At 76.9% G+C, this 26,841-nt stretch carries 17 protein-coding genes; all 17 read left to right on the top strand.

Features of this window, described 5'->3' with window-relative positions; genetic code table 11:
• The first annotated feature begins 9 nt into the window (after positions 1–9).
• The 17 genes from GA0070610_RS14520 to GA0070610_RS14600 are packed head-to-tail and all read left to right on the top strand — an operon-like array spanning position 10 to position 26,734.
• Positions 10–528 carry a phage tail protein gene (locus tag GA0070610_RS14520; RefSeq protein WP_089000531.1) on the top strand — a complete coding sequence of 173 codons (519 nt, stop codon included), beginning with the start codon at positions 10–12 and terminating at the stop codon, positions 526–528.
• Positions 525–1,262 (top strand): hypothetical protein, encoded by a 738-nt coding sequence (locus GA0070610_RS14525; protein ID WP_089000532.1) that lies wholly within the window; start codon positions 525–527, stop codon positions 1,260–1,262. Before GA0070610_RS14520 ends, GA0070610_RS14525 begins: the two co-directional genes overlap by 4 nt.
• Positions 1,259–2,068: a hypothetical protein gene (locus GA0070610_RS14530; protein WP_089000533.1), complete on the top strand. Its 810-nt coding sequence runs from the start codon at positions 1,259–1,261 to the stop codon at positions 2,066–2,068. Before GA0070610_RS14525 ends, GA0070610_RS14530 begins: the two co-directional genes overlap by 4 nt.
• The gene (locus tag GA0070610_RS14535; protein ID WP_089000534.1) at positions 2,065–3,351 is read left to right on the top strand and encodes a DUF4255 domain-containing protein; all 1,287 of its coding nucleotides are present in this window, start codon (positions 2,065–2,067) and stop codon (positions 3,349–3,351) included. The genes GA0070610_RS14530 and GA0070610_RS14535 overlap by 4 nt, the downstream gene beginning before the upstream one ends.
• A complete protein-coding gene (locus tag GA0070610_RS14540) occupies positions 3,351–5,177 on the top strand; it encodes an ATP-binding protein (protein WP_089000535.1) in 1,827 nt (608 codons plus the stop codon). Before GA0070610_RS14535 ends, GA0070610_RS14540 begins: the two co-directional genes overlap by 1 nt.
• Complete coding sequence (locus GA0070610_RS14545) at positions 5,174–5,416, top strand: hypothetical protein (protein ID WP_089000536.1); 243 nt, start codon at positions 5,174–5,176, stop codon at positions 5,414–5,416. Before GA0070610_RS14540 ends, GA0070610_RS14545 begins: the two co-directional genes overlap by 4 nt.
• Positions 5,413–12,948 (top strand): eCIS core domain-containing protein, encoded by a 7,536-nt coding sequence (locus GA0070610_RS14550; RefSeq protein WP_089000537.1) that lies wholly within the window; start codon positions 5,413–5,415, stop codon positions 12,946–12,948. The genes GA0070610_RS14545 and GA0070610_RS14550 overlap by 4 nt, the downstream gene beginning before the upstream one ends.
• Complete coding sequence (locus GA0070610_RS14555; protein WP_089000538.1) at positions 12,945–13,589, top strand: hypothetical protein; 645 nt, start codon at positions 12,945–12,947, stop codon at positions 13,587–13,589. The genes GA0070610_RS14550 and GA0070610_RS14555 overlap by 4 nt, the downstream gene beginning before the upstream one ends.
• The gene (locus tag GA0070610_RS14560) at positions 13,586–14,008 is read left to right on the top strand and encodes a hypothetical protein (RefSeq protein WP_197697856.1); all 423 of its coding nucleotides are present in this window, start codon (positions 13,586–13,588) and stop codon (positions 14,006–14,008) included. Before GA0070610_RS14555 ends, GA0070610_RS14560 begins: the two co-directional genes overlap by 4 nt.
• On the top strand, positions 14,001–15,152 hold the full coding sequence (locus tag GA0070610_RS14565) for a hypothetical protein (RefSeq protein ID WP_089000539.1): 1,152 nt from the start codon (positions 14,001–14,003) through the stop codon (positions 15,150–15,152). Before GA0070610_RS14560 ends, GA0070610_RS14565 begins: the two co-directional genes overlap by 8 nt.
• Complete coding sequence (locus tag GA0070610_RS14570) at positions 15,149–15,655, top strand: phage baseplate assembly protein V (protein ID WP_089000540.1); 507 nt, start codon at positions 15,149–15,151, stop codon at positions 15,653–15,655. The genes GA0070610_RS14565 and GA0070610_RS14570 overlap by 4 nt, the downstream gene beginning before the upstream one ends.
• Positions 15,655–15,999 (top strand): hypothetical protein, encoded by a 345-nt coding sequence (locus GA0070610_RS14575; protein WP_089003504.1) that lies wholly within the window; start codon positions 15,655–15,657, stop codon positions 15,997–15,999. Before GA0070610_RS14570 ends, GA0070610_RS14575 begins: the two co-directional genes overlap by 1 nt.
• On the top strand, positions 15,996–16,358 hold the full coding sequence (locus GA0070610_RS14580; protein ID WP_089000541.1) for a GPW/gp25 family protein: 363 nt from the start codon (positions 15,996–15,998) through the stop codon (positions 16,356–16,358). The genes GA0070610_RS14575 and GA0070610_RS14580 overlap by 4 nt, the downstream gene beginning before the upstream one ends.
• Positions 16,355–18,733 (top strand): baseplate J/gp47 family protein, encoded by a 2,379-nt coding sequence (locus GA0070610_RS14585; RefSeq protein WP_089000542.1) that lies wholly within the window; start codon positions 16,355–16,357, stop codon positions 18,731–18,733. The genes GA0070610_RS14580 and GA0070610_RS14585 overlap by 4 nt, the downstream gene beginning before the upstream one ends.
• Complete coding sequence (locus tag GA0070610_RS14590; RefSeq protein ID WP_089000543.1) at positions 18,730–21,186, top strand: baseplate J/gp47 family protein; 2,457 nt, start codon at positions 18,730–18,732, stop codon at positions 21,184–21,186. Before GA0070610_RS14585 ends, GA0070610_RS14590 begins: the two co-directional genes overlap by 4 nt.
• Positions 21,183–23,306: a hypothetical protein gene (locus GA0070610_RS14595; RefSeq protein ID WP_089000544.1), complete on the top strand. Its 2,124-nt coding sequence runs from the start codon at positions 21,183–21,185 to the stop codon at positions 23,304–23,306. Before GA0070610_RS14590 ends, GA0070610_RS14595 begins: the two co-directional genes overlap by 4 nt.
• Positions 23,303–26,734 carry a DUF6519 domain-containing protein gene (locus GA0070610_RS14600; RefSeq protein ID WP_089000545.1) on the top strand — a complete coding sequence of 1,144 codons (3,432 nt, stop codon included), beginning with the start codon at positions 23,303–23,305 and terminating at the stop codon, positions 26,732–26,734. The genes GA0070610_RS14595 and GA0070610_RS14600 overlap by 4 nt, the downstream gene beginning before the upstream one ends.
• Positions 26,735–26,841: the final 107 nt, after the last annotated feature.

The raw sequence follows: 26,841 nt of genomic DNA on the forward strand, positions 1-26,841 counted from the left end.
GTGTGAGTCATGGTGCAGTTCGCGGTCAATCCGACGCGCTTCGACCCGTACAAGAACTTCAAGTTCCGGGTGAAGTGGGACGGCCGCTACGTGGCCGGGGTCAGCAAGGTCAGCGCGCTGAAGCGGACCACCGAGGTGGTCAAGCACCGCGACGGCGGCGACCCGTCGACCAGCCGCAAGTCCCCCGGGCGTACGGAGTTCGAGGCCGTCACCCTGGAGCGCGGCCTGACCCACGACGCCGAGTTCGCCCAGTGGGCCGGGCGGATCTGGGCGCTGCACGCCGGCCTCGGCTCGGAGGCGTCGCTGGCCGACTTCCGGCGCGACATCACCATCGAGCTGCTCAACGAGGCCGGGCAGGTCGCCCAGTCGTACCGGCTGTTCCGCTGCTGGGTCTCGGAGTACCAGGCGCTGCCGGAGCTGGACGCCAACGCCAACGCGGTGGCGATCGAGCACATCAAGCTGGAGAACGAGGGCTGGGAACGCGACGAGGCGGTCACCGAGCCGGCCGAACCCCGGCTCGCCTCGTGACCGCCGGGCCGCCGCCCGCCGAGGTGGAGCTGGTCTCCGCCTGGGACCGCGCGCTCGGGCAGCCGGCGCCGCGGCGCCCCCTGCTGCTGCTGGGCCGCGAGGACGCCGACCGGCTGCCGGTGGGCGAGGTGGCGGCCCTGCTGCTGCGTACGGCCCGGTCCTGGACCGGCGACCGGGTGGAGGCCACCCTCGACTGCCCGGCCTGCCCGCAACGGCTCGAGGTCGGTTTCGCCGTGGCCGACCTGCTGGCCGCCGCGCTGGACCCGACCGCCGACTCCGCACGCGGCGGCGCGCGGCACGTCGGCACCGGGGCGTTCACGCTCGACTGGCGGGGACACCGGCTGACCCTGCGGCTGCCCACCCCCGCCGACCTGGCGGCGGCGGCGCGGGCCGGGGACGCGGCGGCGGCCGAGCGGTGGCTGCTGCGGGCGTGCCTGCTCGCCGCCGATCCGCCGCTGGACGATCCCGCCCCCGCCCTGCCGGAGGTGTCGGCCGCGATGGCCGAGCGCGACCCGCTCGGGGTCGTCGCGGTCACCCTGACCTGCCCGGGCTGCGGCACCGCGACCGAGGCGCTGCTCGACGTGCCCGCCTGGGCGTGGCAGGCCGCCGACGCCCGGGTCCGGCGGCTGCTCGGCGAGGTGCACCGGCTGGCCCGCGCGTACGGCTGGTCGGAGGCGCAGGTGCTCGGCCTCGGCCCGCACCGCCGCGCCGCCTACCTGGAGCTGGTCCCGTGACCGGCTACCTGGCGGCGCTGGCCGCCCTCGCCGTCGGCGCCGCGCCCCGGCTGCGGCCCCGCACCCTCGGCCGGTTCGAACCGGAGCAGCCGCAGGCGGGCGACGACGTCGAGGCGTACGACGTGGAGCGGCCGACCCCCACGCCGTCCCGGCCGGCGGCGCGTCCCGCCGTGGCGGGCGCGTCGGGCGCGGTCCGGCCCGGCCCGCCCGCCGCGTCCCCGCCGGTGGCCGCTTCGCCAGCCCCGACAGCCCCCGGCGGCGACCGGTCGGCCGCGCCGGCCGCCGCTCCGGGCACGCCGCCGCCCGCGCCGACCGCGCCGGGCTCCGACCGGCCGGGCGCGCCCGCCACCCGGGCGCCGGTACCGGCGGACGCGGTGCGGCATGCGGCGGAGCGGGACGCCCCGCACCCGCCCCCCGTGCCCCGCCACCAGGTCCCTCCGCCCGCCGCGCCGTCGTCGCCCGCCGCGCCGGCCGTTCCCGGGTCGCCCGCCCTCCCGGCGGCCGTACCGCCGGCCGTACCGGCGTCCACGGTCGCGGTGTCCACGGTCGCGGTGCCCGCGTCACGCGCGCCGCAGTCGCCGCCCGCACGCGCCGTGGCGGTGACCCGCGCCGCCGCCCGGGCGCCCGAAGGCCCCACCGTGCACCTGCACATCGGCCGCATCGACGTGCGGCTCGCCCCGGGGCGGCACACCGCGCCCGCCGCCCCCGCGCCGGTCACCCCGGTCGCGCCGACGCCCGCCGTGGCCCCAGGACCGGCCCCCGAGCTGGAGGCCTACCTGCGCGAGGCGGAGGGACGGTCGCGATGAGCACCGCGTACGCCCTCGCCGCCGTCACCGCCGTGCTGCGCGCCCAGCTGATGGCGTACCTGCGGGCCACCGGCGCGTCGTCGGCCGTCGGCGGGGTCTCGGTCACCGCCGGCCCACCGGACCGGGTGAGCGTGGGCAACCAGGAGGGCAACCAGGTCAACCTGTTCCTCAGCCGGGTCACCCGCAACCCGACCTGGGCCAACCTCGGTCCGCCGCCGCGCAACGGCGCCGGTGACGACGTCGCCGCCGTCCCGCTCGGCGTCGACCTGCACTACGTGGCCAGCGTCTACGGCCACGACCCGCTGACCGGCGAGATCCTCCTCGGGCACCTGCTGGCGATGCTGCACGAGACGCCGGTGCTGACCCGCGCGACGATCCGCCGGTCCCTCGCGCCCGATCCACCGGACGCGACCCTGCCCGCGCCGGTGGCCGAGTCCCGCCTCGCCGAGCAGGTCGAGCAACTGCGGATCAGCGTCGCCAACAGCCCCGGCGGCGAGGAGAGCTTCCGGCTCTGGTCGGCGTTCAGCGCGCCCTACCGCAGCAGCGTCTTCCTCGACGTCTCGGTGGTGCTGATCGACCCCCTGCGGGGAGCCCGCGAGCCCCTGCCGGTGCGGTCGGTCACGGCCGGCACGGTCGACGTGCGCGGCCCCGAGGTCGACGCCGTACGCGCCGACGGGCCGACCGGCACCCCGGTCACCGCCGCCGCGACCCTCGTCGTGACCGGCCGCAACCTGACCGGCCCGGACACCCGCATCCGCGTCGGTACGGCCACCGCCAGCCCCGCCGCCGCGTCGGCCACCGAGCTTCGGGTGCCGCTGTCGGCCTTCGACCGGCCCGTCGCCGCCGGCCTGCGGGGCCTGGTCGTCACCCACTCCGTCGACCTGGGCGACCCGCCCGCGCCCCGGGCGGCGCTCAGCTCCGACGCCGTGCCGGTCACCTACCGGCCGACGATCACCGTCGCCCCCGCCGACGTGGTCGTCGACTCCAGCCGCACCGTGGACTCGGTGGTGCTGCGTACCGGCACGGTCACGGTCACCGTGCAGCCGCAGGTGGAGGCGACGCAGCAGGTCACCCTCTCCCTGACCGGGACGGGCGGCACGATCCTGCCCGCGCCGCCCGGCAACGGCGTCACCGGCGACGCCGGCACCACCGACCGGGTCCGCTTCGCCTTCCGCGACCTGCCCGCCGGGGCGTACCTGGCGCGGCTGCGGGTGGACGGGGTTGACAGCCCGCTGAGCACCGACCCCACCGGGCGGTACACCGGCCCCTCCGTGGTGCTGTGATGCCCGCCGCCCGCGCCGCCGCCCGCTGGCCCGCCCCCGCCGTCGCCGAACGGGCCGACGACGGGCTGGCCGCCGAGGTGGAACGGATCCGGCAGCTGCTCAAGGGCGAGCCCGCCCAGGTCGGCCGCCCGGACGGCGGGCACCTCGACCGGATCGCGGCCGGGTTCGGGCTCACCGGCTTCGAACGCGACGTGCTGGTCGCCGCCGTCGCGGGGGAACTCGGCCTGCTGGACCGCCCGCCCACCTTCGCCTGGTGCCTGGACGCCCTGCCCGGCGGGCACTGGGACGCCCTCGCCCCCGACCGTCCGCTGCGCGCCGCCCGCCTGGTCGAACTCGGCGACGGACCGCTGCCGCACGCCCCGCTACGCCTCGACGAGCGGATCCTGCACGAGGCGCGCGGCGCCGGGCGGCTCGACGAGCGGCTGCGGCCGTACGTCACCGAGCTGCCCGGACCGCCGGCGGGCCTGCCGGGCAGTCGGCGGCGGGCCGCGGCGGACCTCTGCGCCGCCTGGCAGGCCGGCCGCCGGGCCCTGCGGGTCACCGGGCCGGACCGGGCCGACCGCACGGACGTCGTCGCCGCCGCGGCGGCGACGGTGGGCCGCCGCGCCCACCGGCTGGCGGCGGCCGACCTGCCCGGCGCCGTCACCGACCGGGACGCCCTGGCCCGGCTGTGGAACCGCGAGGTGGTGCTCGCCGACCCGGTGCTGGTCGTGGAGCTGACCGGCGACGAACCGCCCGAGCAGACGGGCGTCGTGGCGCACCTGCTGGGGCGACTCATCGGCGACGTCGTCGTCTCCGCGCCGCGCGCCGTCGCGCTCGACGGGGTCGCCGCCGGGCCGGACGTGGACCGGCCCACCCGCGAGGAGCAGCGGGCGCTGTGGCGAGGGCTGCTGCCCGCGCGCCCCGCCGCCGCGCTGGCCCGCGAGTTCGACCTGGGCCACCACGAGATCCTCGCCACCGCCGCCCGCCCCACCACCGACCCGGCGGCGCTCGCCCGGGACCTGGTCCGCGAGCGGATCCGCCGGGACCTCGACGGGGTGGCCGAGCGGATCGCCGTGAAGGCCGGCTGGGACGACCTGGTGCTGCCCGCCCCGGCCCTGGCCCAGCTGCGGCAGCTCACCGCCGCCGCGGCCGGCCGCGCGCTGCTCGCCGAGCGCGGCTTCGGGCGGCGTACCGGGCGAGGGCTCGGGGTCACCGCCCTCTTCGCCGGCCCGAGCGGCACCGGCAAGACCCTGGCCGCCGAGGTCCTCGCCGGCGCGCTCGGCCTGGACCTGCACCGCGTCGACCTGGCCACCGTCGTCAGCAAGTGGATCGGCGAGACCGAGAAGCAGCTGCGCCGCGTCTTCGACGCCGCCGAGCGCGGCGGCACCGTGCTGCTCTTCGACGAGGCCGACGCGCTGTTCGGCCGCCGGTCCGAGGTGAAGGACAGCCACGACCGGTACGCCAACATCGAGGTGTCGTACCTGCTGCAACGCATGGAGCAGTACCGGGGCGTGGCGGTGCTGACGACCAACATGCGTACCGCCATCGACCCCGCGTTCCTGCGTCGGCTGCGGGTGTTGGTGCCCTTCGGGCATCCCGGCCCGGCCGAGCGGGCCGACCTGTGGCGGCGTGCCTTCCCGCCGCAGGTCGCCACCGAGGAGCTCGACCTGCCCCGGCTCGCCGGCCTGGACCTGACCGGCGGCGACATCCACACCGTCGCCCTGCGGGCCGCGCTCGTCGCCGCCGGGGAGCACACGCCCGTCCGGATGCGGCACGTGCTCGACGCCGTGGCCGCCGAGTACGCCAAGCACGACCGGCCCGCCGACCCGGGGCTGTGGTCATGAACATCGAGGTCGACGTCCGCGAGCTCGTCCTCACCGGGGTCGAGGCGCCCGATCCCGCCGCGCTCGGCGACGCGGTGCGCGTACGGCTGGCCCGACTGCTCGCCGAGCGCGGCCTGCCGCCCGCCTCTCCCCCGCCCGGCCCGCTGCCGGCGCCACCGGGAACGGACCTGCCGCAAGCGCTGGCCGAGGCGATCTGGGCGCAGTTGGGCCGGCCCGCCTGCCGGGAGGTGGACCGGTGAGCGAGCGCGAGGAAGCCGTCCGGCCGCAGTCCCCGACCGGCGAGCGGAACGCCGAGCTGGCCGGGCTGACCCGGGCCCTCGTCGAGCGGTACGCCCCCGCGCTGGGCCTGCGGCCCGACGCCGTACGGGTGCACCTCGGCGAGGCCGGACGGCGGGCCGCCAACCACGGCGCGAAGGGGCTCCTCGCCGACGGGGCGCTGCACCTGGCCCCCGGCTACGACCCGACGCGCGCCGCCGGGCGGGCCCTGCTCGCCCACGAACTCGGCCACCTAGCGCAGGCCGCCGCCGCATCGGGCGCGTACCCGGCCAGGCCCTCGGCGGGCAGTGCGGCGCCGGCGTCGACGACGAGCGTGACCGACCCGGAGGCCGAGGCACGGGCGCTGGCCGAGGCGGCGGCGGCCGGGCGGGCGCTCTGGACGCCGACGGCCCGGCTGCCGGCCGACGCGGTCGCCGCCGACACCGGCGCCGTCGCCACCGCTGCCCGCCCCGCGCCGGCCCTCGACGCGGAAACCGGCACCGGAGCGCTGGAGGCGCAGCTCAGTGAGCTGGTCGAGCGCCGGTACCGGGCCGAACGGGCCCGGATCATCGACCTGCTCGACGGCCTGTGGGTCTCCGGCGACGACGTGCGCGGCTGCCTGCGGGTGCTGGACACGTTGCCCTTCCTCGTCGCCCGGAGCCTGGTGCACAGCCTGCCGTCGCCACGGCGCACCGACCTGGGCCGCAACCTCGACGACGGCCACCACCGGCTCTACCCGGGTGCCGCCCTCGCCGCGCTCGGCGGCCAGACGCCCTACCTGCTGCGCCTGCTGGAGGCCGGCAACGTGCGCGGGCTGAGCACCGAGGGGCTCGGTCCCCTCGAGCGGCGTACCGCGCTGGACGTGCTGCGGGCCCTGCGCACCAGCGTCCTGCGGGAACTGCTCACCGGCGACCGCGGGAGGCACTTCCGGAGCCTGCTGACGCAGCTGCCGGAGCGTGGCAGCGACGCCGACGCCCTGCGCGAGCAGATCACGGCGCTGCGCGGGACCGACGCCGAGGCCGGCCGGCTGGACGAGGACACCGACCTGCGTGAGCGGCTGCGCCGCGTCGAGCGGCTGATCGGCCAGCGGCAGGGCAGCCAGGCGCTGGCGCAGTTGGCCGGCCTGGCGCCGGCCCCGCCCACCGCCGGCGGCACGGCCACCGCCGGGGGTCCGGCCGGCAGCGCCACCGCCGGCCCGCCCGAGCCGGGTCCCCGGCTGCGCCACGTGGTCCGCCGGCTCGACGAGGCCGGGCGCATCGACGCCCTGTTGGAGCAGCTGCCGTGGGAGGAGAAGCGGGTGGGCGCGCCCCTCGGCGCGCGGCTGCTCGTCGTGCTGGCCGCCCGGGAGGAACACCAGAACCTCACCCGCGTCGAGGGCCTGCTGTCGTACGGGGTCTTCGACTGGGCGATCCGCGACCACGAGGCGCGCTTCGCGTACCTGCTGCTGCGCAGCCTGCCGCTGGCCGCCCAGGACCGGTGGGTGCGGCTGGAGCAGGGCCGCTGGTTCGCCCGGCTGGAGGAGAACATCCCGGCCGAGGACGTCCTGGGCGGGCGGTACGCCGGGCTCGGCAGCCTCGCCGAGCCGCTCGACCCGGCCCGGGGCGGTGGCGGCCGGGCCGACGCCGACCGGATCGTCGCCGAGATCCACCAGCAGGTGCGGGCCGGGGTGGACGGGCACAACTCGGTGGAGCTGGTCCGCCGGCTGATCGGGCTGGACCGGGGCGCCGCCGTGGCACCGACCCGGCCCGCCGGACCGGGCCGGGAGACGCTCACCTCGGTCGTGCGCCGGCTCGACGCGCTGCGGGACCTCGACCGGATCGTCGAGGCGCTGCCCGACGCGTACCTCACCCACGAGAGCTGGCGGCCGGAGCTGCTGGACCTGTTCGCCCGCCGCGAGCCCGCCCAGCTCGCCCGGCAGGCCCGCCACCTGCTCGACATCGGGCTGCTCGACTGGGGGGTCAATCCCCGCGAGGCGTGGCTCGCCTTCCACCTCGTGCGCAACCTGCCGGCCGCCGAGCAGGGCCGGCTCGCCGCCGAGGACCCGGACCGCTGGGCCCGGATGCAGTCGGCGATGACCCCCGAGATGCGCGCGTCGCTGGCCACCACCGCCATCTCCGGGCCGCGCCGGCTGGAGACCCGCGACGCGCTGCGCGACCGGCTGCGCGACGACCGGCTCTGGAGCGCCGCGCAGGCCACCGAGCTGCGCGCGCTGATCATCCAGCTGTACGCGCTGGACGACCGCCGCTGGGTGTTCCTGCGGTCGCGGGAGGTGCGGGCCGACCGGGTGCCGGCGCTGGCGTCCCTCGTCGAGCAGCTACGCCTGTACCACGAGCGCAACCGGCCATCGTTCGTCCCCGAGCAGCTCGACTCGGGCGGCCTGCCCCGGGTCCTCGGCGAGCTGGGCCGGCTGGTCGCCGTCGGCCTGAAGCTGCTCTTCCTCAGCCGGACCGGTCTGAGCCTGTTCACCGAGGAGGTGACGGTCCGCGACTTCGACCTGCACGAGTTGCAGTGGGTCAGCGGCGACGTCGGCGGGGCGCGGTTGCGCGACCGCGCCCCGGGCGAGCGGTCCAACGAGCTGTCGCTGTCGGTCGACGCCCGGCAGGGCGTCGTACGGGTGCGGCTGCCCCGGCTGGAACTCAGCGGGGTGAACCGGGTGTTCACCGGAAGCTCCCTGCGCACCGGCCGGGTCACCCTGACCGACCTGGACGTCGTGGCGTCCTTCTCCGACCGGGGCTACGAGCGGCCGGTCGGCGCGCAGGCCGGGGTGGGCGGCGTCAGCGCCGCCGACGTGGTCTTCGCCAGCGAGTCGCTGCCCGGCGGGATGCTCGGGCTGACCCGGTTCGGGCTGTCGCGCCTGTTCTTCCGCGCGGGGGCCACCGGCACGGAGGACCTGGACGAGCCGTCGCGGCGCGGCTGGATCGGCATCCCGCTGATCAACCCGCTGATCCACCTGCTGCACAACGTCATCTCGTTCTACGGCGGGCTTCCCTTCCTCTCCAAGATCAGCGACGCGTTGATCGCCCCGTACACGGCCGGTGCGCCGTTCCTGGCCCGGCAGGTCGCCTCGTACACCGCCGGGGAGATCTTCAGCCCGCTGGCGAACGCCACGATCGGCCTGATCACCGACGGCGTCTTCCGGCCGCCCCGCACGGTCGGCGAGCGCGTCGAGGACGCCGCCGGCATGCTGCGCTCGTTGCAGGTCAGCTTCGCCAGCGCCACCGCCGAGGGGCTCTCCTTCGCCGGCATGCAGCAGATCGGCCGGGTCGAGATCGGCCGGACACTGCTCGGGGTGGGCACCAGCCTGCCCGCCCGGCTGCGCGCCGAACAGCGCTCGATCGAGGAGCGGCTCGGCCGCGCCGGCACCTCCGGGCAGCCCGCGCTGCGCGAGCGGCTCGCCGCCGTACGCCGGCAGGTCACCGAGCTGGAGCCGCTGGAGCGGGAGCTGCAACGCCTGGAGGGCCGGCACCGCTGGCACGCCGACTCGCTCAGCGAGGCCGAACGCCGCCGCCTGATCGAGCTGTCGGACCGGCTGCGGTCGAGCGCCGGCGGCACCCTCGACATCGGCGGCATCCGGGTCACCGGGCTGACCGGCCGCGTCGAGGCCGCCGGCGTGGAGATCGCCCCCGTCCACGCCGAGGCGTCGCTGCCCTCCCGCGTCGGGCAGCACCTGCCCGACGACGAGCTGATCGACCGGTTCCGCGCCGAGCGGACCCCGCCGGCCCTCACCACCACGGCCCGCGCCGCCACCGCCTCGGTCGAGGCCGCCGGCGTACGCCTGCTGCCCGGCGCCGACGGCACGCCCGCCCTGCGGCTGACCGCCGCCGAACTGCCCACCCCCGAGCAGGTACGCGAGCAGTTGGCCGCGCTGCCCGACGAGCCCCGCCACGCGCAGCGGCGTGCCGAGCTGACCCGCTGGCTGACCGGCCTGGCGCGGATCCGGGAGCTTCAGGCGCGTCCCGCCGAGCCGGTCGACGCCGCCGACCGGTACGTGCCGGGGCACCGCACCCGCGCCGAGGAGCAGGAGCTGCAACGGCTGCGCGAGCAGGCCCGCCGGTACTTCGGCGTCTCCGTCGGCGGGCTCACCCTCGCCGGGTTCGGCGCCTCGCTCGACCCCGCCACCCTCGGGGTGAGCGTGCGGCTCGCCGAGGCCACCGCCACCGACGTGCGCGCCGGCGCGTACGCCGTGGAGCGGATCGAGGCGCGTCGGCTGCGGTTGCGCGCCGACCTCGACACCGACGGCGGCGGGCTGCTGCCGCCCGAGTTGGCCGGCGCGGCCGCAGAGCAGGGCCTGCCCACCCGGCGTACCGCCCTCGGCTTCGGCGTCGGCGACCTCGCCGTGACCGGGGTGAGCGGGCCCGGCCTGGAGGCCCGCCGGATCGCGTTCACCGCGCCGGCCCGCCTCGACGGGCAGCCCGGCGAGGCCGTCCACGGCCGGGTGGTGCCGCGTGGCGACGACCTGAGCCTGCCCGACCTGGTGGTGGAGCAGACCGAGCTGACCGCGGTCACCCTGCGCTCGCCGGGACGCAGCCTCTACTCGCGCGGCAGCACCCGGATCGGGCGGATGAGCCTCGACGTGCTGATCCGCACGGCCGCCACGGGCTCGGGCCGGCAGACCCGCGGCGCGCTGGTACGCAGCATGGTCATCGACCGCATCGACGCCGACCAGGTCGGCATGGACGTCACCGAGCCGGCGCCCGGCTACTCGGTGGAGGCGGTCTCCGGGGCGCTGGTCGGCGTCCGGCTGCGCGACGTCGACGTCGACCTCACCGGCGCGGAGGCGACCTACTCCGGGCGGCTCACCGTCGGCCAGCTCGACCAGCTGCGCTTCGCCGTGGTCTCCCGCGCCCTGGGGGGACCGCCGACCACGATCACCGGCACGGTGGGCGGGCAGCCCACCGGCCCGGGGGCGGCGGCGGTCACCGTCGACCTCATCCGCGCCGGCGCGCACCAGGTCGACCCGGCCACCGGACGGGTGGTCAGCGACCCCACGGACGCCGTCGCCACCCGCCTCGACGGGCTCACCCTCACCGACACCACCCTGCGTACGCCCGACGGCCGGGTCACCGTACGCCGGGCCGGGGTGAGCGGGCGCATCGTCACCGGGCAGGGCGGCGGGCTACGGTTCGAGGACATCGGCCCGTCCCGGATCGAACTGTCGGCGATCGACTGGCGGGCGGGCGACGGGCGGATCACCTCGCGCGGGCCGACGGTGCTCGACGGGCTCACCGTCACCGGCCGCTGGGACAGCGCCCCCGAACACCGCGACGCCGCCGGACGGCTCGTCCCCGCCACCGCCGAGCTGTTCGTCGAGCGGCTGCACATCGACCGGGTCACCGGCCGCGACCTGCGCTACCGCAGCGGAGTGCTCGACGTCGGGCTCGGCCGGGCCACCCCGGTGCCGGCGGGCGAGCCGGACCTGCCGCCGCTGGAGATCCTCGACGTGGACCTGCGCGGGCTGCGCTGGAGCAGGGCGGCCGGGCTGGTGGCCGGGCGGCTGCGCACCGGGGCGACCCGGGTCGAGATCGCCGGCCAGATCGACGCGGCCCTGCACGTCGACGGCGCGCTGTCGGCCGCGCAGCTCACGCTGGGCTTCGGCCGGGGCGGCCGGGTCGAGGCCCGGGTCGTCGGCGGCGAGGGCCACCTCGGCGTGGGTCCGCGCCCCGGCGAACACGAGCAGCACGTCGGCATCCAGGGCCTGGACACCGGCCTGATCCGCGTCGCGCCGGACCGGATCGAGATCGGCCCGGACGGCTCCCCCGGACTACGCCTGGCGACGGTCGCGGTGGACGCCCTCAACTGGCAGGGCGAGTCGCTCGGCCTGCGCATCGCCCCCGGGGAGGGCGCGCTCACCTTCACCGGCATCACCGCGCGGGCACGCGTCGACCTGCACCCGGCCGGTACCCCGGGCGGCCGGTTCCGGCGGCTGCTGCTGCGCGAGGTGGTGGTGCAGGAGACCCGCGCCAGCGGCCTGCTGGTCGACCTGCGCGACGGCGTCACCATCCGCCTCGACGCCGACCGCGAGGCCGTCCTCGGGGAGCTGCGACTGCGCCCCGGCGCCGGCCAGGAGGGGTTCGTGGTCGAGGCCACCGGCACCGCCGCCGGCATGCGGGTCCTCGGCGGGCTGGACATCGGCGCGATCAGCGCGCCCCGGGTCGGCTTCGACATCGGCACATTTCTGTCGCGCGGCAGCGCCGACTTCGCCGCCGCCGGGCTCACCGTCGACTTCCTCGACCTGGGGGCGCTGCGGGTCAGCCTGCGCGAGCCCGCCCTCACCGCCATCCGCGCGCAGGTCACCGCCGAGTCCGGGCGGGAGCTGCGGCTGCTCGGCGCGCCGGCGGGCCGGCCCGAGTACGGGCTGCGCTTCACCTCGATCGGCTACACCCAGGACCCGGCCACCCCCGGCGGTCCCGCGCCCGGGCGCCGGATCGCGGTACGCGGCGGGGAGATCACCGGCCTCACCTTCACCGACACCGGGCTCGGCCTGCACATCTTCGTCGAGCGGGGCCTGCTCGGCGACCTCACCCACGACCTGGACACCGGCTCCGGCGAGCTGCCCTCGCTGGACATCCGCGACGCGACGTTCAGCCTGGACCTCGCCACCCTCCTCGGCGGCGCCGCCCCGGCCGCACCGGCCCGCACCACCAGCGCCCAGCGGCGGGCCGCCATGGCGACGCAGTGGGACGGGCTGCTGCGGATCCTGCACACCTACAACCTGAGCGAGGTGATCGACAGCCTCGACGGGCACATCGACTTCGACGTCGCCCACGACGGCTTCCTCTACGGCACCCGCGTCTGGGAGGTCCGGCTGTCCCTGCGCGACGGCACCGTGGACTACCGGCGGCTCACCGGGGCGCTGCCGTGGTGGACCCCCGGTCGGTTCGTCGTCGAGGGCGACGCCCTGGTCTACCGGGTGCACGTGCCCACCGTGGGCCCGGAGGGGGCGCCGCCGCCGGACAGCGACGTCGACGTGCTGCGCTGGCAGCTCACCACCGGGGAGGTGCAGCAGGCCCGCACCGAGCACCTGGTCCGGCTGAACCGGTTGCTCCAACCGACCCCCGGCTCCCGCGACGACCTGCTGCACACCATCGCCGACGTCGGCGACGACGAGCCGTCGACCGAGCCGCCCGGCCGGCTGGCCATCCGCAACGTCGACGTGGACCTCTCGGTGCGCAACCCCCGCGAGATCACCCTGCCGCTCGGCACCGGCAACGAGATCGTGCTCGCCCCCGACGCGCTGATGCACCTGACCGTCGGCGGCGGGCTGCGACGGGCCGCGGGCGGGGCCGGGCGCCCCGGCGCGCTGCGCCCGATCGCGCTGGAGAGCGCCACCGTCGCCCGGCTGAACCTGCTCTTCGGCTCCGTCGGCGTCTCCAGCGGCCGGATCCGGATCACCCACCTCACCGACGCCCGGCTCACCTTCGACGGGCTCAGCCCGCAGCTGCTGACCGGACGGATCGACCGCGCCGTCGCCGAGCGCATCCGCTGGCGGCGTACCGCTCCAGGAGGCACCCCGTGACCAGTCCGCTCAGCCCCCGCCTGCTCCGCGCCGGCCTGGTCGTCCTCGACCCGGACAGCGGCCGGACCCGCCGCGTGATCACCCTCCAGTACAACCCGGACGCGCTGACCCGGGGCTTCCAGCTCAAGACCGGTGGCGCGGAGGGCGGCGCGAAGGGCGAGGCGCTGCGGATCACCGGTCCGCCCGTGCAGACCCTCACGCTGGAGGCCGAACTCGACGCCGCCGACCAGCTCGCCGAACGCGACACCGCCGAACTCGGCCTGACCGCACAGTTGGCCGCCCTGGAGTCGCTGGCCTACCCCAGCCTGGCCGCCGTGCAGGACGCCGCGGCGCTGCTGGCCGCCGGGACCCTGGAGGTCGTACCGCCGCCGGCCCCGCTGGTGCTGCTGGCCTTCGGGCGGCGCCGGCTCTGGCCGGTACGCATCACCGAACTGACCATCACGGAGGAGGCGTTCGATCCCATGCTGAACCCGATCCGCGCGAAGATCCGGCTGGGCCTGCGGGTGCTGACCGTCAACGACGTGGGCACCGCCGGACGGGCCGGCGGGCTCGCCATGGCCGCCCACCAGCAGCTCGAACAGCTCGCCGGCCGGGCCCGCGGCGGCCGGCTGGGCGACCTCGGAATCGACCGGCTGCCGTGACCGGGCCCGGCGACACCGACCCGGCCCTGGTGGCCGCCCACAGCCGCGTCGCGGAGACCCTCTTCGCCGCGACCGGCACCGGCGGCGTCGGCGAGCCGTCGCCGGGGGCGGTCCCCCCGGAGAGCCGGTACGCCGGCGTCGGCACCACGACGACCGTCGACCCCGACACCGGTGCGGAGCTGGTCCACCTGCGCCGCCGGTTCGTGCCGCCCGCCGAGCGGCTGGCCACGGCCGGCTGGGAACGGGTCGCTGACGGCGACCGGGTCGACCTGCTGGCCGCCCGTACCCTCGGCGACCCGACGGCCTTCTGGCAGCTGTGCGACGCCAACGGCGCCTTCGACCCGGCCGAGCTGGAACAGCCGGGCCGGGTGGTGCGGGTGGCGCTGCCCGAGGGCTTCCCGGGAGGCGGCGATGCCTAGGGGCGTACGCCTGCAACTGCTGATCGGGCCGCTGACCTTCGGCCCCGCCCCGTACGAGCTGGTGGAGGCGTTGCAGGAGGCGCAGGTGACCCAGAACGCCGGGCAGCGCTCCGGGTTCCAGCTCCGCTTCGCCCTCGGCCGGGGCTCGCTGGCCGAACGGATGCTCGCCGACGGCAGCCTGGACCCGCCGACGCGGGTGCTGCTGGTGCTGCACCTCGACGGCCGTCCGCAGGTGCTCTCCGACGGGGTCGTCACCCGCCACGACGTGGCCCGCAGCAACGACGCCGGCGCCTCCACGCTCACCCTCACCGGCGTCGACGTGAGCCAGATGATGGACCTGATCGACCTGTCGGACCTGCCGATGCCGATGCCGGCGGAGGCCCGGGTGCTGACCCTGCTCGCCCCGTTCGCCGCGTACGGGGTGGTGCCGATGCTGGTGCCCAGCGTGCTGGTCTTCGCGCCGAACCCGACCCAGCGGATCCCGGCGGTACGCGGCACCACCTTCGCGTACGTGTCGCAGCTGGCCGACGAGGTGGGTTACACCTTCTACGTCGAGCCGGGCCCCACCCCCGGCATGAACGTCGCCTACTGGGGGCCGGAGGTCCGCGCGGGCCAGCCCCAGCCGGCGCTGACCGTGAACGCCGACGCCGGCTCCAACGTGGAGTCGCTGTCGTTCTCGTTCGACGGGGTGCAGAAGACCGTCCACCTGCTCACCGCCTTCCCCGAGCAGGTGCGGGTGCCGATCCCGCTGCCGGTGCCGGACGTCACCCCGCTGAACCCGCCGCTGGGCCGCAGGATCCCCGTCCCGCTGTCGTACCGGCGGATGAACGTCGGCCGGTCGAACCCGGCCGGCACCGACGACGCCACCGCCCGGATGGACGTGGTGCAGACCCTCGCCCGGGGCCTGGCCCGCGCTGCCCAGTCGGCGAACGTGATCACCGGCTCCGGCTCGCTGGACGTGCTGCGCTACGGCCGGCTGTTGCAGTGCCGGCGGCTGGTCGGGGTACGCGGCGCCGGCCGCGCCTACGACGGCGAGTACGTGGTGAAGAGCGTGACGACCACCGTCAAGGCGGGCGAGGTCAAGCAGCGCTTCTCCCTCGGCCGCAACGCCCACGTCTCCATCTCCGGGAGGGTCCAGCCATGACGACCAGGTACTACGGCAAGTATCGCGGCACGGTGGTCAGCCACATCGACCCGTTGCAGCAGGGACGCATCCAGGTGACCGTCCCCGACGTCACCCTGCCCCCGTCGACCTGGGCGATGCCCTGCTTCCCGCTCGCCGGGATCCACGCCGGCGTGTTCACGGTGCCGCTGCCCGGCACCGGCGTGTGGGTGGAGTTCGAGCAGGGCGACGCCGACCACCCGATCTGGACGGGCTGCTGGTACGGCTCGAAGGCGGAGATCCCCGCGCTGGTGGCCTCGGCGCCGCCGCCCACCCCGCCGATCGTGTTGCAGACCCCCGGCCAGGCCACCCTGATGATCTCCGACGCGCCCGGCCCTGCCGGCGGCATCCTGCTCAAGACGCTGACCGGCGCGATGATCTCGATCAACGACACCGGGATCGTCATCTCCAACGGCAAGGGCGCCTCGGTCACCCTCATCGGGCCGACCGTGGCCGTCAACCAGACCGCGCTGACGGTGACGTGATGCCGGGCCCGCCGCTGCACGTCGGAGCCGTCGTCTCCTGCCCGCACGCCGGGCCGGTCACCGCGCAGACCGCCAACTCCCGGGTGCTCGTCGACGGGCTGCCGGTGCTCACCGCCGCCGACGCGTACCCGGTCGCCGGCTGCACCTTCCAGGTGCCGGTCGGCGCCGGCACCAAGCCCCAGCCGTGCGTCCGGATCCAGTGGACCGCCCCGGCCGCCCGGGTGCTGGTCAACGGCCAGCCGGCGATGCTCACCACCAGCGTCGGGCTGGGCGTCAGCGCCGAGGGCGTACCGCAGGGCCCGCCCACGGTGAGCGGGTTCCAGGTCCGGGCGGTGGCGTCGTGACGTACCCGGCCTTTCCGTGGCGCCCCGACAACCGGGGCCGCTCGGGGCTGGCCGGCCCCGAGCGGCACGTCGCCGACCTGGTGGAGGCGGTGCTGTTCACCGCGCCCGGCGAGCGGGTCAACCGGCCGGACTTCGGCGCCGGGCTCGGCCAACTGCTCTTCGCCCCCGTCGACGAGGCGGTGGTGGGCGCCGCCGAGTTGCAGGCCCGCAGCGCGCTGCAACGGTGGCTCGGTGAGCTGATCGAGGTCGACGAGGTCCGCGTCGACCTGGCCGAGGCGGCCGTACGGGTGCACGTCGGCTACCGGCTGCGCGCCACCGGCCGCCCGGCGGAGGTACGGATCTCGAGGGGGACCGGATGAGCGTGCGGTGCAGTGACGACGAGCGCCGGGCCGAGGTCGCCCGCCCCGGCAGCGCGTTCAACGGCGTGGACTTCGTCGAGGTGGACGCGGCCGACCAGGAGCTGCTGCGGGTCGGGTTCCTGCACCCGCTGCCCGGCCAGCCGGGCGGCGTGCCGGGCGGGGCGGCGCTGGTCGCCGGCAACGTGGTCGTCGACGGGGGCGTACGGATCACCGGCGTGCGGGTGCTCACCGTCGCCGCCTCCGGCGCGGTGCTCACCGTACGGGTGGACCGGGCCGGCGACTTCTCCCCGTACACCCTGCGGTTGGTGCGTTCGGCGGTCGACGAGCGGGTGCCGCCGGGCTTCGATCCGGTGCTGGCGGCGGCCACCTTCTCCTTCAAGGCGAACTGCCCCAGCGACCTGGACCCGGCCCCCGCCGCGCCGGTCGTGCCCGCGCCCCCGGCCGCGCCCGCGCCGGTCGACTACCTGGCCAAGGACTACGCCGGCTTCCGGCGGCTGCTGCTCGACCGGCTCGCGGCCCTGCCCGGCTGGTCCGAACGCAACCCGGCCGACCCGCTGATCACCGTGGTGGAGGCGCTGGCACACGTCGCCGACCGGCTCTCCTACCGGCAGGACGCCGCCGGCACCGAGGCGTACCTCGGCACCGCCCGCAGCCGGGTCTCGGTGCGCCGGCACGCCCGGCTGCTCGACTACACGGTGCACGACGGCTGCGCCGCCCGCGCCTGGCTGAGCGTGCGGGTCGCCGCCGGCTCCGACGCCGAGGTCCGGGGTGTGCCGGCCGGCACCCCGGTGCTGGCCGCCGACCGGGCCACCCCGGCCCTGCCGCCCGCCGACGCGGCGGCGCTGCTGGCCGACGGCGCCACCGGCTTCGAGACGCTGACCGCGCTCGCCCCCCGCGCCGCCCGCAACGAGATCGCCCTGCACGTCTGGGGCGGCCGCGACTGCCACCTGCCGGCCGGCGCGACCCGGGCCACCCTGGTCGACCTGCCGGCCACCGGGCTGACCGCCGGCGACCTGCTGCTGCTGGAGGAGGTGCTCTCCCCCGCCACCGGGCGGCACGCCGACGCGGACCCGGCGCACCGGCAGGTCGTCCGGCTCGTCGCGGTGCGCCCGGGGACCGATCCGGTGGAAGGGCTGCCGGTGCTGGAGGTGGAGTGGGGCGCGGCCGACCGGCTGACGTTCCCGCTGACCGTCACCGCCTCCGTCGCCGGCACGGGCACCGGCCAGCTCGTCACCTGCGCCGTCGCCCGCGGCAACGTGGTGGCCGTCCAGCACGCCATCGCCGTACGCGGACACCTGCCGCCCGCCGCCGAGGCGCGGTGGCGGCCGGTGCTCACCGCCGAGCCGGTGGCGGCGGCGGCCCCGTTCCCGACGGACACCCCGGCGGCCCAGGCCCTCGACCAGGATCCGCGGGCCGCGCTGCCGCTGATCCGGCTGGAGACCACCGAGGGCAGCTGGCGGCCCCGCCGGGACCTGCTCAACGCCGACCGGTTCGACCAGGGCTTCGTGGCGGAGCGTGAACGCGACGGCCGCGTGGCGCTGCGCTTCGGCGACGACGTGTCGGGCCGCCGACCGCCGGCCGGCACGGTGTTCGAGACGACCTGGTGGCGCGGTGGTGGCGCCGCCGGCAACCTCGGCCACGACGCGCTGACCACTCTGGTCACCGACCGTTCCGGCGTCCTCGGCGTGACCAACCCGCTGCCCGCCGTCGGCGGCACCGACCCGGAGGACGTCGAGCACGCGCGCCAGCACGCGCCCGTCGCCTTCGCCATCCAGGAACGCGCCGTCACCACCGGCGACTGGGTGGCCGCGGCGCTGCGGCTGCCCGAGGTGGCCGGCGCCACCGCCCGGATCCGCTGGACCGGCTCCTGGTGGACGGTGTTCCTCACCCTCGACCTGCTGGGCGGCCACCGACTGGCCGGCGAGCCGGGGCTGGCCCGCCGGCTCGCCGGCCGCCTCGACCGGTTCCGGGTGGCCGGGTACGACCTGCAACTGCGCGACCCGGTGGACCTGCCGGTGGAGCTGCGCCTGTGGGTGTGCGTGGCGCCGGGGGCGTTCCGCTCCGACGTGCGTCGGGCCCTGCTGGAGCTGTTCTCCGACCGGGACCTGCCCGGCGGGCGTCGGGGGTTCTTCCACCCCGACCGGTTCAGCTTCGGTACCCCGCTCTACGTCAGCCAGCTGCTGGCCGCCGCGGTACCGGTCCCGGGCGTCACCGACGTCCGGGTCACCGAGCTGCACCCGGTGGGCGTGGCACCCGGCGGCGAGTTGGCCGCCCGGGTGCTGCGCACCGGCGACACCGAGGTGATCCGCCTCGACAACGACCCGAGCGTGCCGGAGCACGGCATGCTGCACCTCGACCTGGTGGGTGGGCTGTGACGACACGGACGGGCCGGGGGCCCAACCCGCCGGGACGCGGCGGCATCGACTACCGGCTGGGCCGGCAGGCGGACTTCGCCGCCGACATGCTGACCCGCCTCGGCGCCCGGCCGGAGTTGGCGGGGCTGACCACCCGCGAGGCCGACGACCCGGCCGTCGCCCTGCTGCACGCCTGGGCGGGCGCCCTCGACGTGCTCGCGTTCTACCAGGAGCGGATCGCCAACGAGGGCTTCCTCGGCACCGCCACCGAACGCGGCTCGGTGCTGATGCTGGCCCGCGCCATCGGCTACGAGCTGCGCCCCGGCGTCGCCGCCGCCACCTGGCTCTCCTTCACCGTCACGGCCACCCCGGGAGCGCCGGACGGCGTGCCGATCCCCGCCGGCAGCCAGGCGCAGAGCGTCCCGGGCCCCGGCGAGCTGCCCCAGGTGTTCGAGACCGTCGAGCCGCTGCTCGCCCGTCCCGAGCTGAACGCCGTCGGGCTGCGGGTCACCGAGCCCCGCGACCCCCGCCCCGGCGACGACACGCTCCACCTCGCCGGCACCGGTACGGTGCTCGTCCCCGGCAACGCGCTGCTGGTGCTCGGCCCCGACTGGTTCGACGTACGCCGGGTGCGGACCGTCACGGCGGTGCTGCCGCAGGCCGCCACCGCCCTCGACGGCGGCGAGGTGGTGCCCGCGTACACGGTCGTCGGGCTGGACGCGCCGGTGGGCGCGCGGACCCTCGGCGCGGAGCTGCGCCACCAGGTGCCCGGGGTGCAGGTGCACCTGCTGGCGCAGCGGGCGGCGTTGTTCGGCCACCAGGCCCAGCCCTGGTCGGCGCTGCCCGTGGCGCTGCGGGTGGGCGAGCTGAACCCGGGCACGAACCAGGTGCTGCCCGGCGCGTACGCGGACCGCGCGGACAGCTGGGTGGACGCCCCGTTCGCGGCGGCCGTACGCGAGCTGCACCTGGACCAGTCGTACCCGTCCGTCGTCGCCGGCTCGTGGCTGGTGCTGGAGACCGGCGGGACGCCGCAGCTGCGCCGGGTGGACGCGGTGGCGGACCTGCCGGTGGCGGACTTCGGCATCGCCGCCCGCACCACCCGCGTCACCGTCACCGGCGGCGACTCGCACGCCTTCTCCCGCCGTTCGACGACGGTGCTGGGCGACAGCCGGTTGCTCCCCCTGGCCCCGGTGCCACGCACCGCGCCCCTGGCCCGGGTGGCGACGCTGGAGTTGGCCCGCCCGGCGCCCGGGCTGGAGCCCGGCCGGCGGCTGGTGCTCACCGGCGTCGACCCGGCGGGCGCGGCGGTCTGCGAGGTGGTCGTCGTCCAGCGGGTCCGCGACGCCGCCACGGTGGACCTCGAGGCGAACGTCGCGCACACCTACCGGCGCGACAGCGTCCGCGTCCTGGGCAACGTGGCGGAGGCGACCCACGGGGAGAGCCGGGCCGAGGTGCTCGGCGGTGGTGACGCCCGGCAGGCGTTCCAACGGTTCACGCTGCGGCACGCGCCGCTGACACACGTGCCCGCCGCGACCGCCAGCGGGTCGCGCACCACCCTGGCCGTCTGGGTCGACGGGGTGCGCTGGCAGGAGGTGCCGGCGCTGCTCGGTCAGCCCGCCACGGCCCGGGTCTACACGGTGCGCCGGGCCGACGACGGCACCGTCACCGTCACCTTCGGCGACGGTCGCACCGGGGCGCGGCTGCCCAGCGGGCGCGACAACGTGGTGGCCACCTACCGGTCCGGGATCGGCCGGCTGGCCGACCTGGCGCCGGGACGGCTGACCATCCCGCTGTCGCGGCCGCTGGGCCTGATGGAGGTCACCAACCCGGTGCCCGCCGCCGGCGCCGACGACCCGGAGGGCGTGGACCGGGCGCGCCGCAACGCCCCGCTGGCCGTACGCACCCTGGGGCGGGTCGTCTCCCTGCACGACCACGCCGACTTCGCCCGCGCCTTCGCCGGTATCGGCAAGGCCCGCGCCGACCTGGTCTGGGACGGGCAGCGGCAGATCGTCCTGCTCACCGTGGCCGGTCCCGACGGGGCACCGGTCCCGGAGAGCGCGCCGGTGCGCGACGACCTGCTGCGCGCCCTCGACGCCGCCCGCCAGCCCGCCGTGCCGGTACGCATCCTCGGCCACCGCCGCCGCCGGGTCGCGGTGACGGCCCGGCTGCTCGTCGCGCCCGGGCACCGCTTCGCCGCCGTCGCCGCAGCCGCCCGGGCGGCGCTGGTCGCCGGCCTGAGCTTCGACGCCCGCGACTACGCCCAGCCCGTACGCGCCAGCGAGGTGCAGGCCCTGCTGCACGCGGTCCCCGGGGTCGCGGCGGTGGTGCTGGAGCTGCTGCACGAGGCCGGGCAGCCCGCCGTCCGCGCCGAGGTGATCGCCGCCGCGCCGGCGCGCCGCACCGGCGACCTGCTGCTCCCCGCCGACCTGCTCACCGCGGACGCCGGTGACGTCACCCTTCTGGAGGCATCGTGAGGGCCGAGGAGATCTGGGCGCTGCTGCCGGCCGCCCTGCGCAGCCAGGACGAGGCGGCCGGCGGCGTGCTGCGCGCGCTGGTGGAGGTGATGGCGGAGCAGGCCGTCCTGCTCGCCGCCGACGTCGACCAGCTCGCCGACGACTGGTTCGTGGAGACCTGCGCCGAGTGGGTGGTGCCCTACCTCGGTGAGCTGGTGGGTGCGGGCCGGCTGCACCCGCTGGCCGGCGGCACCGGGTTCTCCGACCGGGCCCGGGTGGCCGACACCATCCGGTTCCGGCGGCGCAAGGGCACCACCGCCGCGCTGGAGGAGCTGACCCGGGCGAACACCGGCTGGAGCACCGCCGCCGTCGAGTTCTTCGAACGGCTGGTCGTCACCCAGCACGTCAACCACGTGCGCACCGCGCCGGCCACCGCGGCGATCCGCGACGCCGGGGCCCTCGAACTGGTCGGCGGCCCGTTCGAGCCGGTCTGCCGGACCGTCGACGTGCGGGCCATGGACGCCGGCCAGGGCCGCCCCAACATCCCGAACATCGGCATGTACGTGTGGCCGCTGCCGTCGTACCGGCTGGACCGGGCCACCGCCGCCCCGGTCGCCGACCCGCCGGACGGGCGGTGGTGGATCGACCCGGTCGGGGTGGACCGGCAGCTCACCGGGCCGACGGTCACCGAGCCGGACATCGACCACCGCGCCGACGAGGCCAACGTGCCCGGCCCGCTGCGCCGTCGCCCGCTGCGCGACGAGCTGGCCGCGCTCGCCTCCGCCGCCCCGCCCGCCCCGCAGGAGCTGCGCTGGTTCCGCGAGGACGACCCCTCCCTCGTCGTGTGGATCCAGCCGGCGCCCGGCGACGAGCTGCGGCCCGTACCCCTGGAGCAGCTGCGGATCTGCGACCTGGCCGGCTGGGAGCGGCCGACCGGCAGCCTGGTGCGCGTCGACCCGGTACGCGGCCGGGTCACGGTCGCGCCCGGGCGGCCCGTGCACCGGCTGGCGGTCTCCTGGTGGTACGCCTTCGGCGCCGACGTGGGCGCCGGCCCGTACCCCCGCCGGGGCGACCTGGGCGCGGCCGACGGGCCGGTGGACTGGCAACTCGCGGTGAGCGTGACCGAGCCGCCGCGCCCCGGCGAGGTCGTCGCCTCGCTCTCCGAGGCCGTGACGGCGTGGCACGACTGGCAGGCCGACCACCCCGGCACGGCCGGCCGGATCGTGCTCACCGACAGCCACCGCTACCCGGAGGACCTCCTGGTGCGGGTCGGGCAGGGCAGCCGGCTGAGCCTCCTCGCCGCCCGGTGGCCCCAACCGCCGGACCGGCCACGCCGGCAGGCCGACCTGGACCCGGTCGGCGTCCGGCCCTGCCTGCTCGGCGGCCTGTCGGTCACGGGCACCGGCGCCGGCGAGCGCCCCGGCGAACTGGTCCTCGACGGCCTGCTGGTCTCCGGGGCGGTGAACGTCGCCGCGCCCGCCGCCGGGGAGACCGGCCTGGGCCGGGTCGAGTTGCGGCACTGCACCGTCGGGCCGGCGGCGACCGGCCTCACCGTCGCCGCCGGCAACGACCGCACGCGGGTGGCGGTGCACCGCTGCGTCACCGGCGCGCTGGCCGCCGGCGACGGTCCCGTCACCGTGGTCGACACGCTCGTCCATGGTGGGATCGCCGCCCCGGACGCCGAGGCCGACCTGACCGGGGTGACCGTCCTCGGCGCCACCGACGTGCGGGTGCTAACCGCCACGGACTGCCTGTTCGACCAGCCGGTCAGCGTGGCCCGGCGCCAGCAGGGCCACGTCCGCTTCAGCTACCTGCGGCCCGGGTCGGTCACCCCACGCCGCTACCGCTGCCAGCCGGACCTGGCCCAGCAGGCCCACCCCGGCGACCCCGACGTGGCCACCCGCGTCGGGCCGGCGTTCGCCAGCACCCGCTACGGCGACGCCACCTACGGCCGGCTCGCCGGCACCGCCGCCGCCGAGCTGCACACCGGCGCGGAGTCCGGCGCCGAGATGGGGGCGTTCCGACGCGCGCTGACGCCGCAACGCCTCAACAACCTCGCCCTCGCGCTGGCGGAGTACCTGCCGCTGGGGCGGGTGGCCGCTGCCCTGCCCGTCCTGCCGACCGGAGGAACCACACCATGAAGGGCGACATCAGCCGCGCCACGTTCGACCAGCGGCGGCACGCGACGAGCGTACGCAAGCAGCAGGGCCGGGTGGACCTGGACGCCGACTGGAACGAGCAGCAGGACATCCAGGCGCACCTGCGCGCCACGGCGCTGACCGACGTGGTCGGCGCGGTCGGCGCGCCGCTGGCCGGCGGGGCGTTCGCGCTCACCGGCGGGGCCGACCTCACCCTGTCGGCCGGCCGCTACTACCTCGACGGGGTGCTCTGCGAGAACGACGCGCAGGTCTCCGTCTTCGGCCAGCCCGACCTGCCGGCGGCCGGCCCGTTCGTGCGCCGCCTCGACGGCACCTGGCTGCCCGCCGGCGCCCCGGTGCCCGCCGGGGTGTACGTGGCGTGGTTGCAGGTGTGGCCGCAGCACGTGACGGCCATCGAGGACCCGGCCCTGCGGGAGGTCGCCCTCGGCGGGCCGGACACGGCCACCCGGCTGCGTACCGTCTGGCAGGTGCGGCTGGCGCAGGCCGGGCCGCCGGGCACGCCGGTGGGCTGCGCGGACACCCCGCCCGGCTGGGCCGAGCTGACCGCCGCCTCCACCGGCACCCTCGCCGTACGGGCCGATCCCACCGGCGCCGCCGGGGGCGACTGCGTCATCCCGACCGGCTCGCCGTACACGGGGCTGGACAACCAGTACTACCGGGTGGAGATCCTCTCCGGGGGTGCCCCGGGCACCGCCACGTACGTGTGGTCGCGCGACAACGCCGCGACGGTGGCGACGTGGGAGAGCATCGACGTCGACGTGCTGACCGTGAAGGTCCCCGGCCGCGACGGCAGCGCCGGCTTCGCCAACGGCTCCTGGGTGGAGCTGACCGACGACGGCCGGGAGCAGAACGGCGTGCCCGGCACCCTGGTGCAGGTCGACCGGGTCGAGGGCGACCGGATCGTGATCCGCCCCGCCACCGCCACCGGCAGCCTCGACCGGGCCGCCTTCCCGAGCCGGCCGAGGGTGCGCCGCTGGGACGGGCGGGGCGCCGTGCCGGCCGGCGGGGCCGAACTCGACCTGGAACTCGGCATCAAGATCCGCTTCGCGGCCTCGGGCGGCTACCGCACCGGCGACTGGTGGTCGTTCCCCGCCCGCGCGGCGGTGCACGACGTGGAGTGGCCGCGGGTCGGCACCACGCCCGTGCCGCAGACCCCGCACGGGCCGCGCCGCTCCCACGGTCGCCTGGGCGTCGTCGCGTACGACGGCAGCCAGTGGAGCGTCCTGCGCGACTGCCGGCCGGTCTTCGCCCCGCTGACCGGTCAGCTCGCCCTGAGCCTGCTCGGCGGCGACGGCCAGGAGGCCGTGCCGGTGCCGGCCAGCCCGGCGACCCTGGTGCCGCTCGGCCACGACCTGGTGGCCGGCGTCGCCGTCGGCGGCCGGCCCGTCGCCAAGGCCCGGGTCAGGTTCGGCGTCACCGTCGGCCAGGGCCGGGTGACCTCCGGGTCCACCACCGCCGCCACCGTCACCGTCGAGACGGGCGCCGACGGGCGGGCCCGCTGCGCCTGGCAGCTCGACTCCGCCACCGCCACCCAGGAGGTCACCGCCGTCCTGCTCGACGAGGCCGGGCAGCCCACGGGCCTGCCGCTGACCTTCACCGCCAGCCTGTCGCGCGCCGACCGGGTGTCGTACGACCCGACCGGGCACCCGGCGCTGGCCGGCTCGACCACCGTGCAGGCCGCCATCGACCAGCTCGCCGCCGCCACCACGGGCGGCTGGGCGACGGTGACCGTCCGGCCGGGCATGGACTGGGTGCAGGCGCTGACCACCCTGCCCGCCGGCGACGTGCTGATCTGCTTCGCCCCGGGCCTTTACATCAGCACCACGCCCGTCACCTTCTCCGGGCGGGCCAACATCCGGCTGCTCGGCAGCGGCCCCGCCAGCCGGGTGCGGGTCCAGGGCCACGAGTACGCGCTGATGTTCGTCGACTGCGGCACCGTGTCGGTGGCCCACCTGGCGGTGGAGACCCCCGGCCCGGCGTCCGCCTCGCACCGCCTCGGCCCGGTCACCGCGGTCAACTGCGCCGAGGTCACCGTCGAGCACGCCCAGCTCACCGGGGTGCCCGGCGCGTCACCGCAGAGCACCTGCCTGACCGTGCGCAACGACCACAACGCCCCGCCCGGCCGGGTCCGGGTGCTCGACTCGGACTTCCGCATCGGCCACGGGCAGCAGGGCGTGCTGCTGGTCAACCCCGACCACGCGATCGTCACCCGCTGCCGCTTCTCCTGCCCGCCCCGGCCGGCCTCGCTCACCCTCGCCGAGTTGGTCAAGGACGAGAAGTTCCGCGGCCAGCTGGCCGGCCAGCTCGTGGGCCGGCTCGCCCTCGACCGTCACGACCGGCTGGAGCGCGGCGAGTGGAACACCGTCGTGCGGGTCGGGCAGTGGGGCGTACGGACGAACTCCATCGTCCCGGAGAGCGAGTGGCGGACGCTGACCACGCTGCACCCGCCCACGGCCGAGGACCTGCGCGGCGAGGAGGCCGCCGGGGCGTACATGCTGCGCCTGGTGGACCTGGCCACCCACGATCCCGGCCGGCTGCCGACCTACAAGCGGCAGCTCACGTCACTCAAGGGGCGCCTCGGCGAGAGCGCCGGACGGATCTTCGACACCGACGAGGGCCGCCAGACGCTGCGCGACTACCTGGTCGGCGGCGGGCTGGACGTGCGGCGTTCCGACGACATCGCCCGCGACCGCCGCGAGGTGGCCCTGCCCGCGCCCGGCGCGAGCCTGCGCTTCGACTCGGCACTGAGCCAGGGCGCGTGGGAGGCCGCCGTCGCCGCCTCGCCGCCGTCCCGCCCGGTGCAGACGCCCTCCGCCGCCGCCCGGCACCTGCGCGCCGTCGCCGACCGCATCCTGCTGGAGCCGGCCTTCGGGGAGCGCTACGCCGCCGCGTACCGGCAGGCGCTGACGGCGGCGGCCGAGACGTCGGTGGGCGCCTGCGGGGTGGTGATCGGGGGCGGGACCGCCGTGGGGGACGTCGAGGTCTCCGACTGCCGCTTCGACCAGGTGGCCGAGGGCGTGCACATCGGGGTGTCGTACCGCTCGGGGTCGCCCATCCAGGGCCGCACCATCCGCGTCACCGGCAACGACATCCACCTCTACAAGGCCTGGTGGCGCGGTTCGGGCACGATCCGCGGCATCAAGGTCGGCAACATGCGGCACGTGTTCGTCTCGGACAACCGGATCTCGGTGGCCGCCGGCACGGGGCTCGGCGTCTGGGCGTCGGGGGTCGGCGGGCCGATCCTGACGATCCGGGACAACCTCGCGCAGAACTGCGAGCCCGGGATCGTGTGCGACCCGTCCTGGTGGAGCGCACCGGGCAAGCACCTGTGGTCGGTCACCGACAACGTCTCGACGCACGGGCCGATCCTGCTCGGCAGCGGCGTACGGAACTCGGGCAACGTCAGCTGAGCTGTCGCCTGGGCGACTGCGCGGCCGGCCCCGACCGGCCTACGCTCTCGGTGACTGCCATTCAGCACGGTTGCGGATCGCGGATGTGGTCGAGGGGTTCAAGTCCT

The sequence above is a fragment of the Micromonospora echinofusca genome (assembly GCF_900091445.1).
GTDB lineage: Bacteria > Actinomycetota > Actinomycetes > Mycobacteriales > Micromonosporaceae > Micromonospora > Micromonospora echinofusca.

Excerpts from the sequence above, each read along its gene's own strand:
- GA0070610_RS14520 (WP_089000531.1), top strand. The coding sequence starts at position 10 with ATGGTGCAGTTCGCGGTCAATCCGACGCGCTTCGACCCGTACAAGAAC.
- GA0070610_RS14535 (WP_089000534.1), top strand. The coding sequence starts at position 2,065 with ATGAGCACCGCGTACGCCCTCGCCGCCGTCACCGCCGTGCTGCGCGCC.
- GA0070610_RS14540 (WP_089000535.1), top strand. The coding sequence starts at position 3,351 with ATGCCCGCCGCCCGCGCCGCCGCCCGCTGGCCCGCCCCCGCCGTCGCC.
- GA0070610_RS14545 (WP_089000536.1), top strand. The coding sequence starts at position 5,174 with ATGAACATCGAGGTCGACGTCCGCGAGCTCGTCCTCACCGGGGTCGAG.
- GA0070610_RS14565 (WP_089000539.1), top strand. The coding sequence starts at position 14,001 with ATGCCTAGGGGCGTACGCCTGCAACTGCTGATCGGGCCGCTGACCTTC.
- GA0070610_RS14570 (WP_089000540.1), top strand. The coding sequence starts at position 15,149 with ATGACGACCAGGTACTACGGCAAGTATCGCGGCACGGTGGTCAGCCAC.
- GA0070610_RS14575 (WP_089003504.1), top strand. The coding sequence starts at position 15,655 with ATGCCGGGCCCGCCGCTGCACGTCGGAGCCGTCGTCTCCTGCCCGCAC.
- GA0070610_RS14585 (WP_089000542.1), top strand. The coding sequence starts at position 16,355 with ATGAGCGTGCGGTGCAGTGACGACGAGCGCCGGGCCGAGGTCGCCCGC.
- GA0070610_RS14600 (WP_089000545.1), top strand. The coding sequence starts at position 23,303 with ATGAAGGGCGACATCAGCCGCGCCACGTTCGACCAGCGGCGGCACGCG.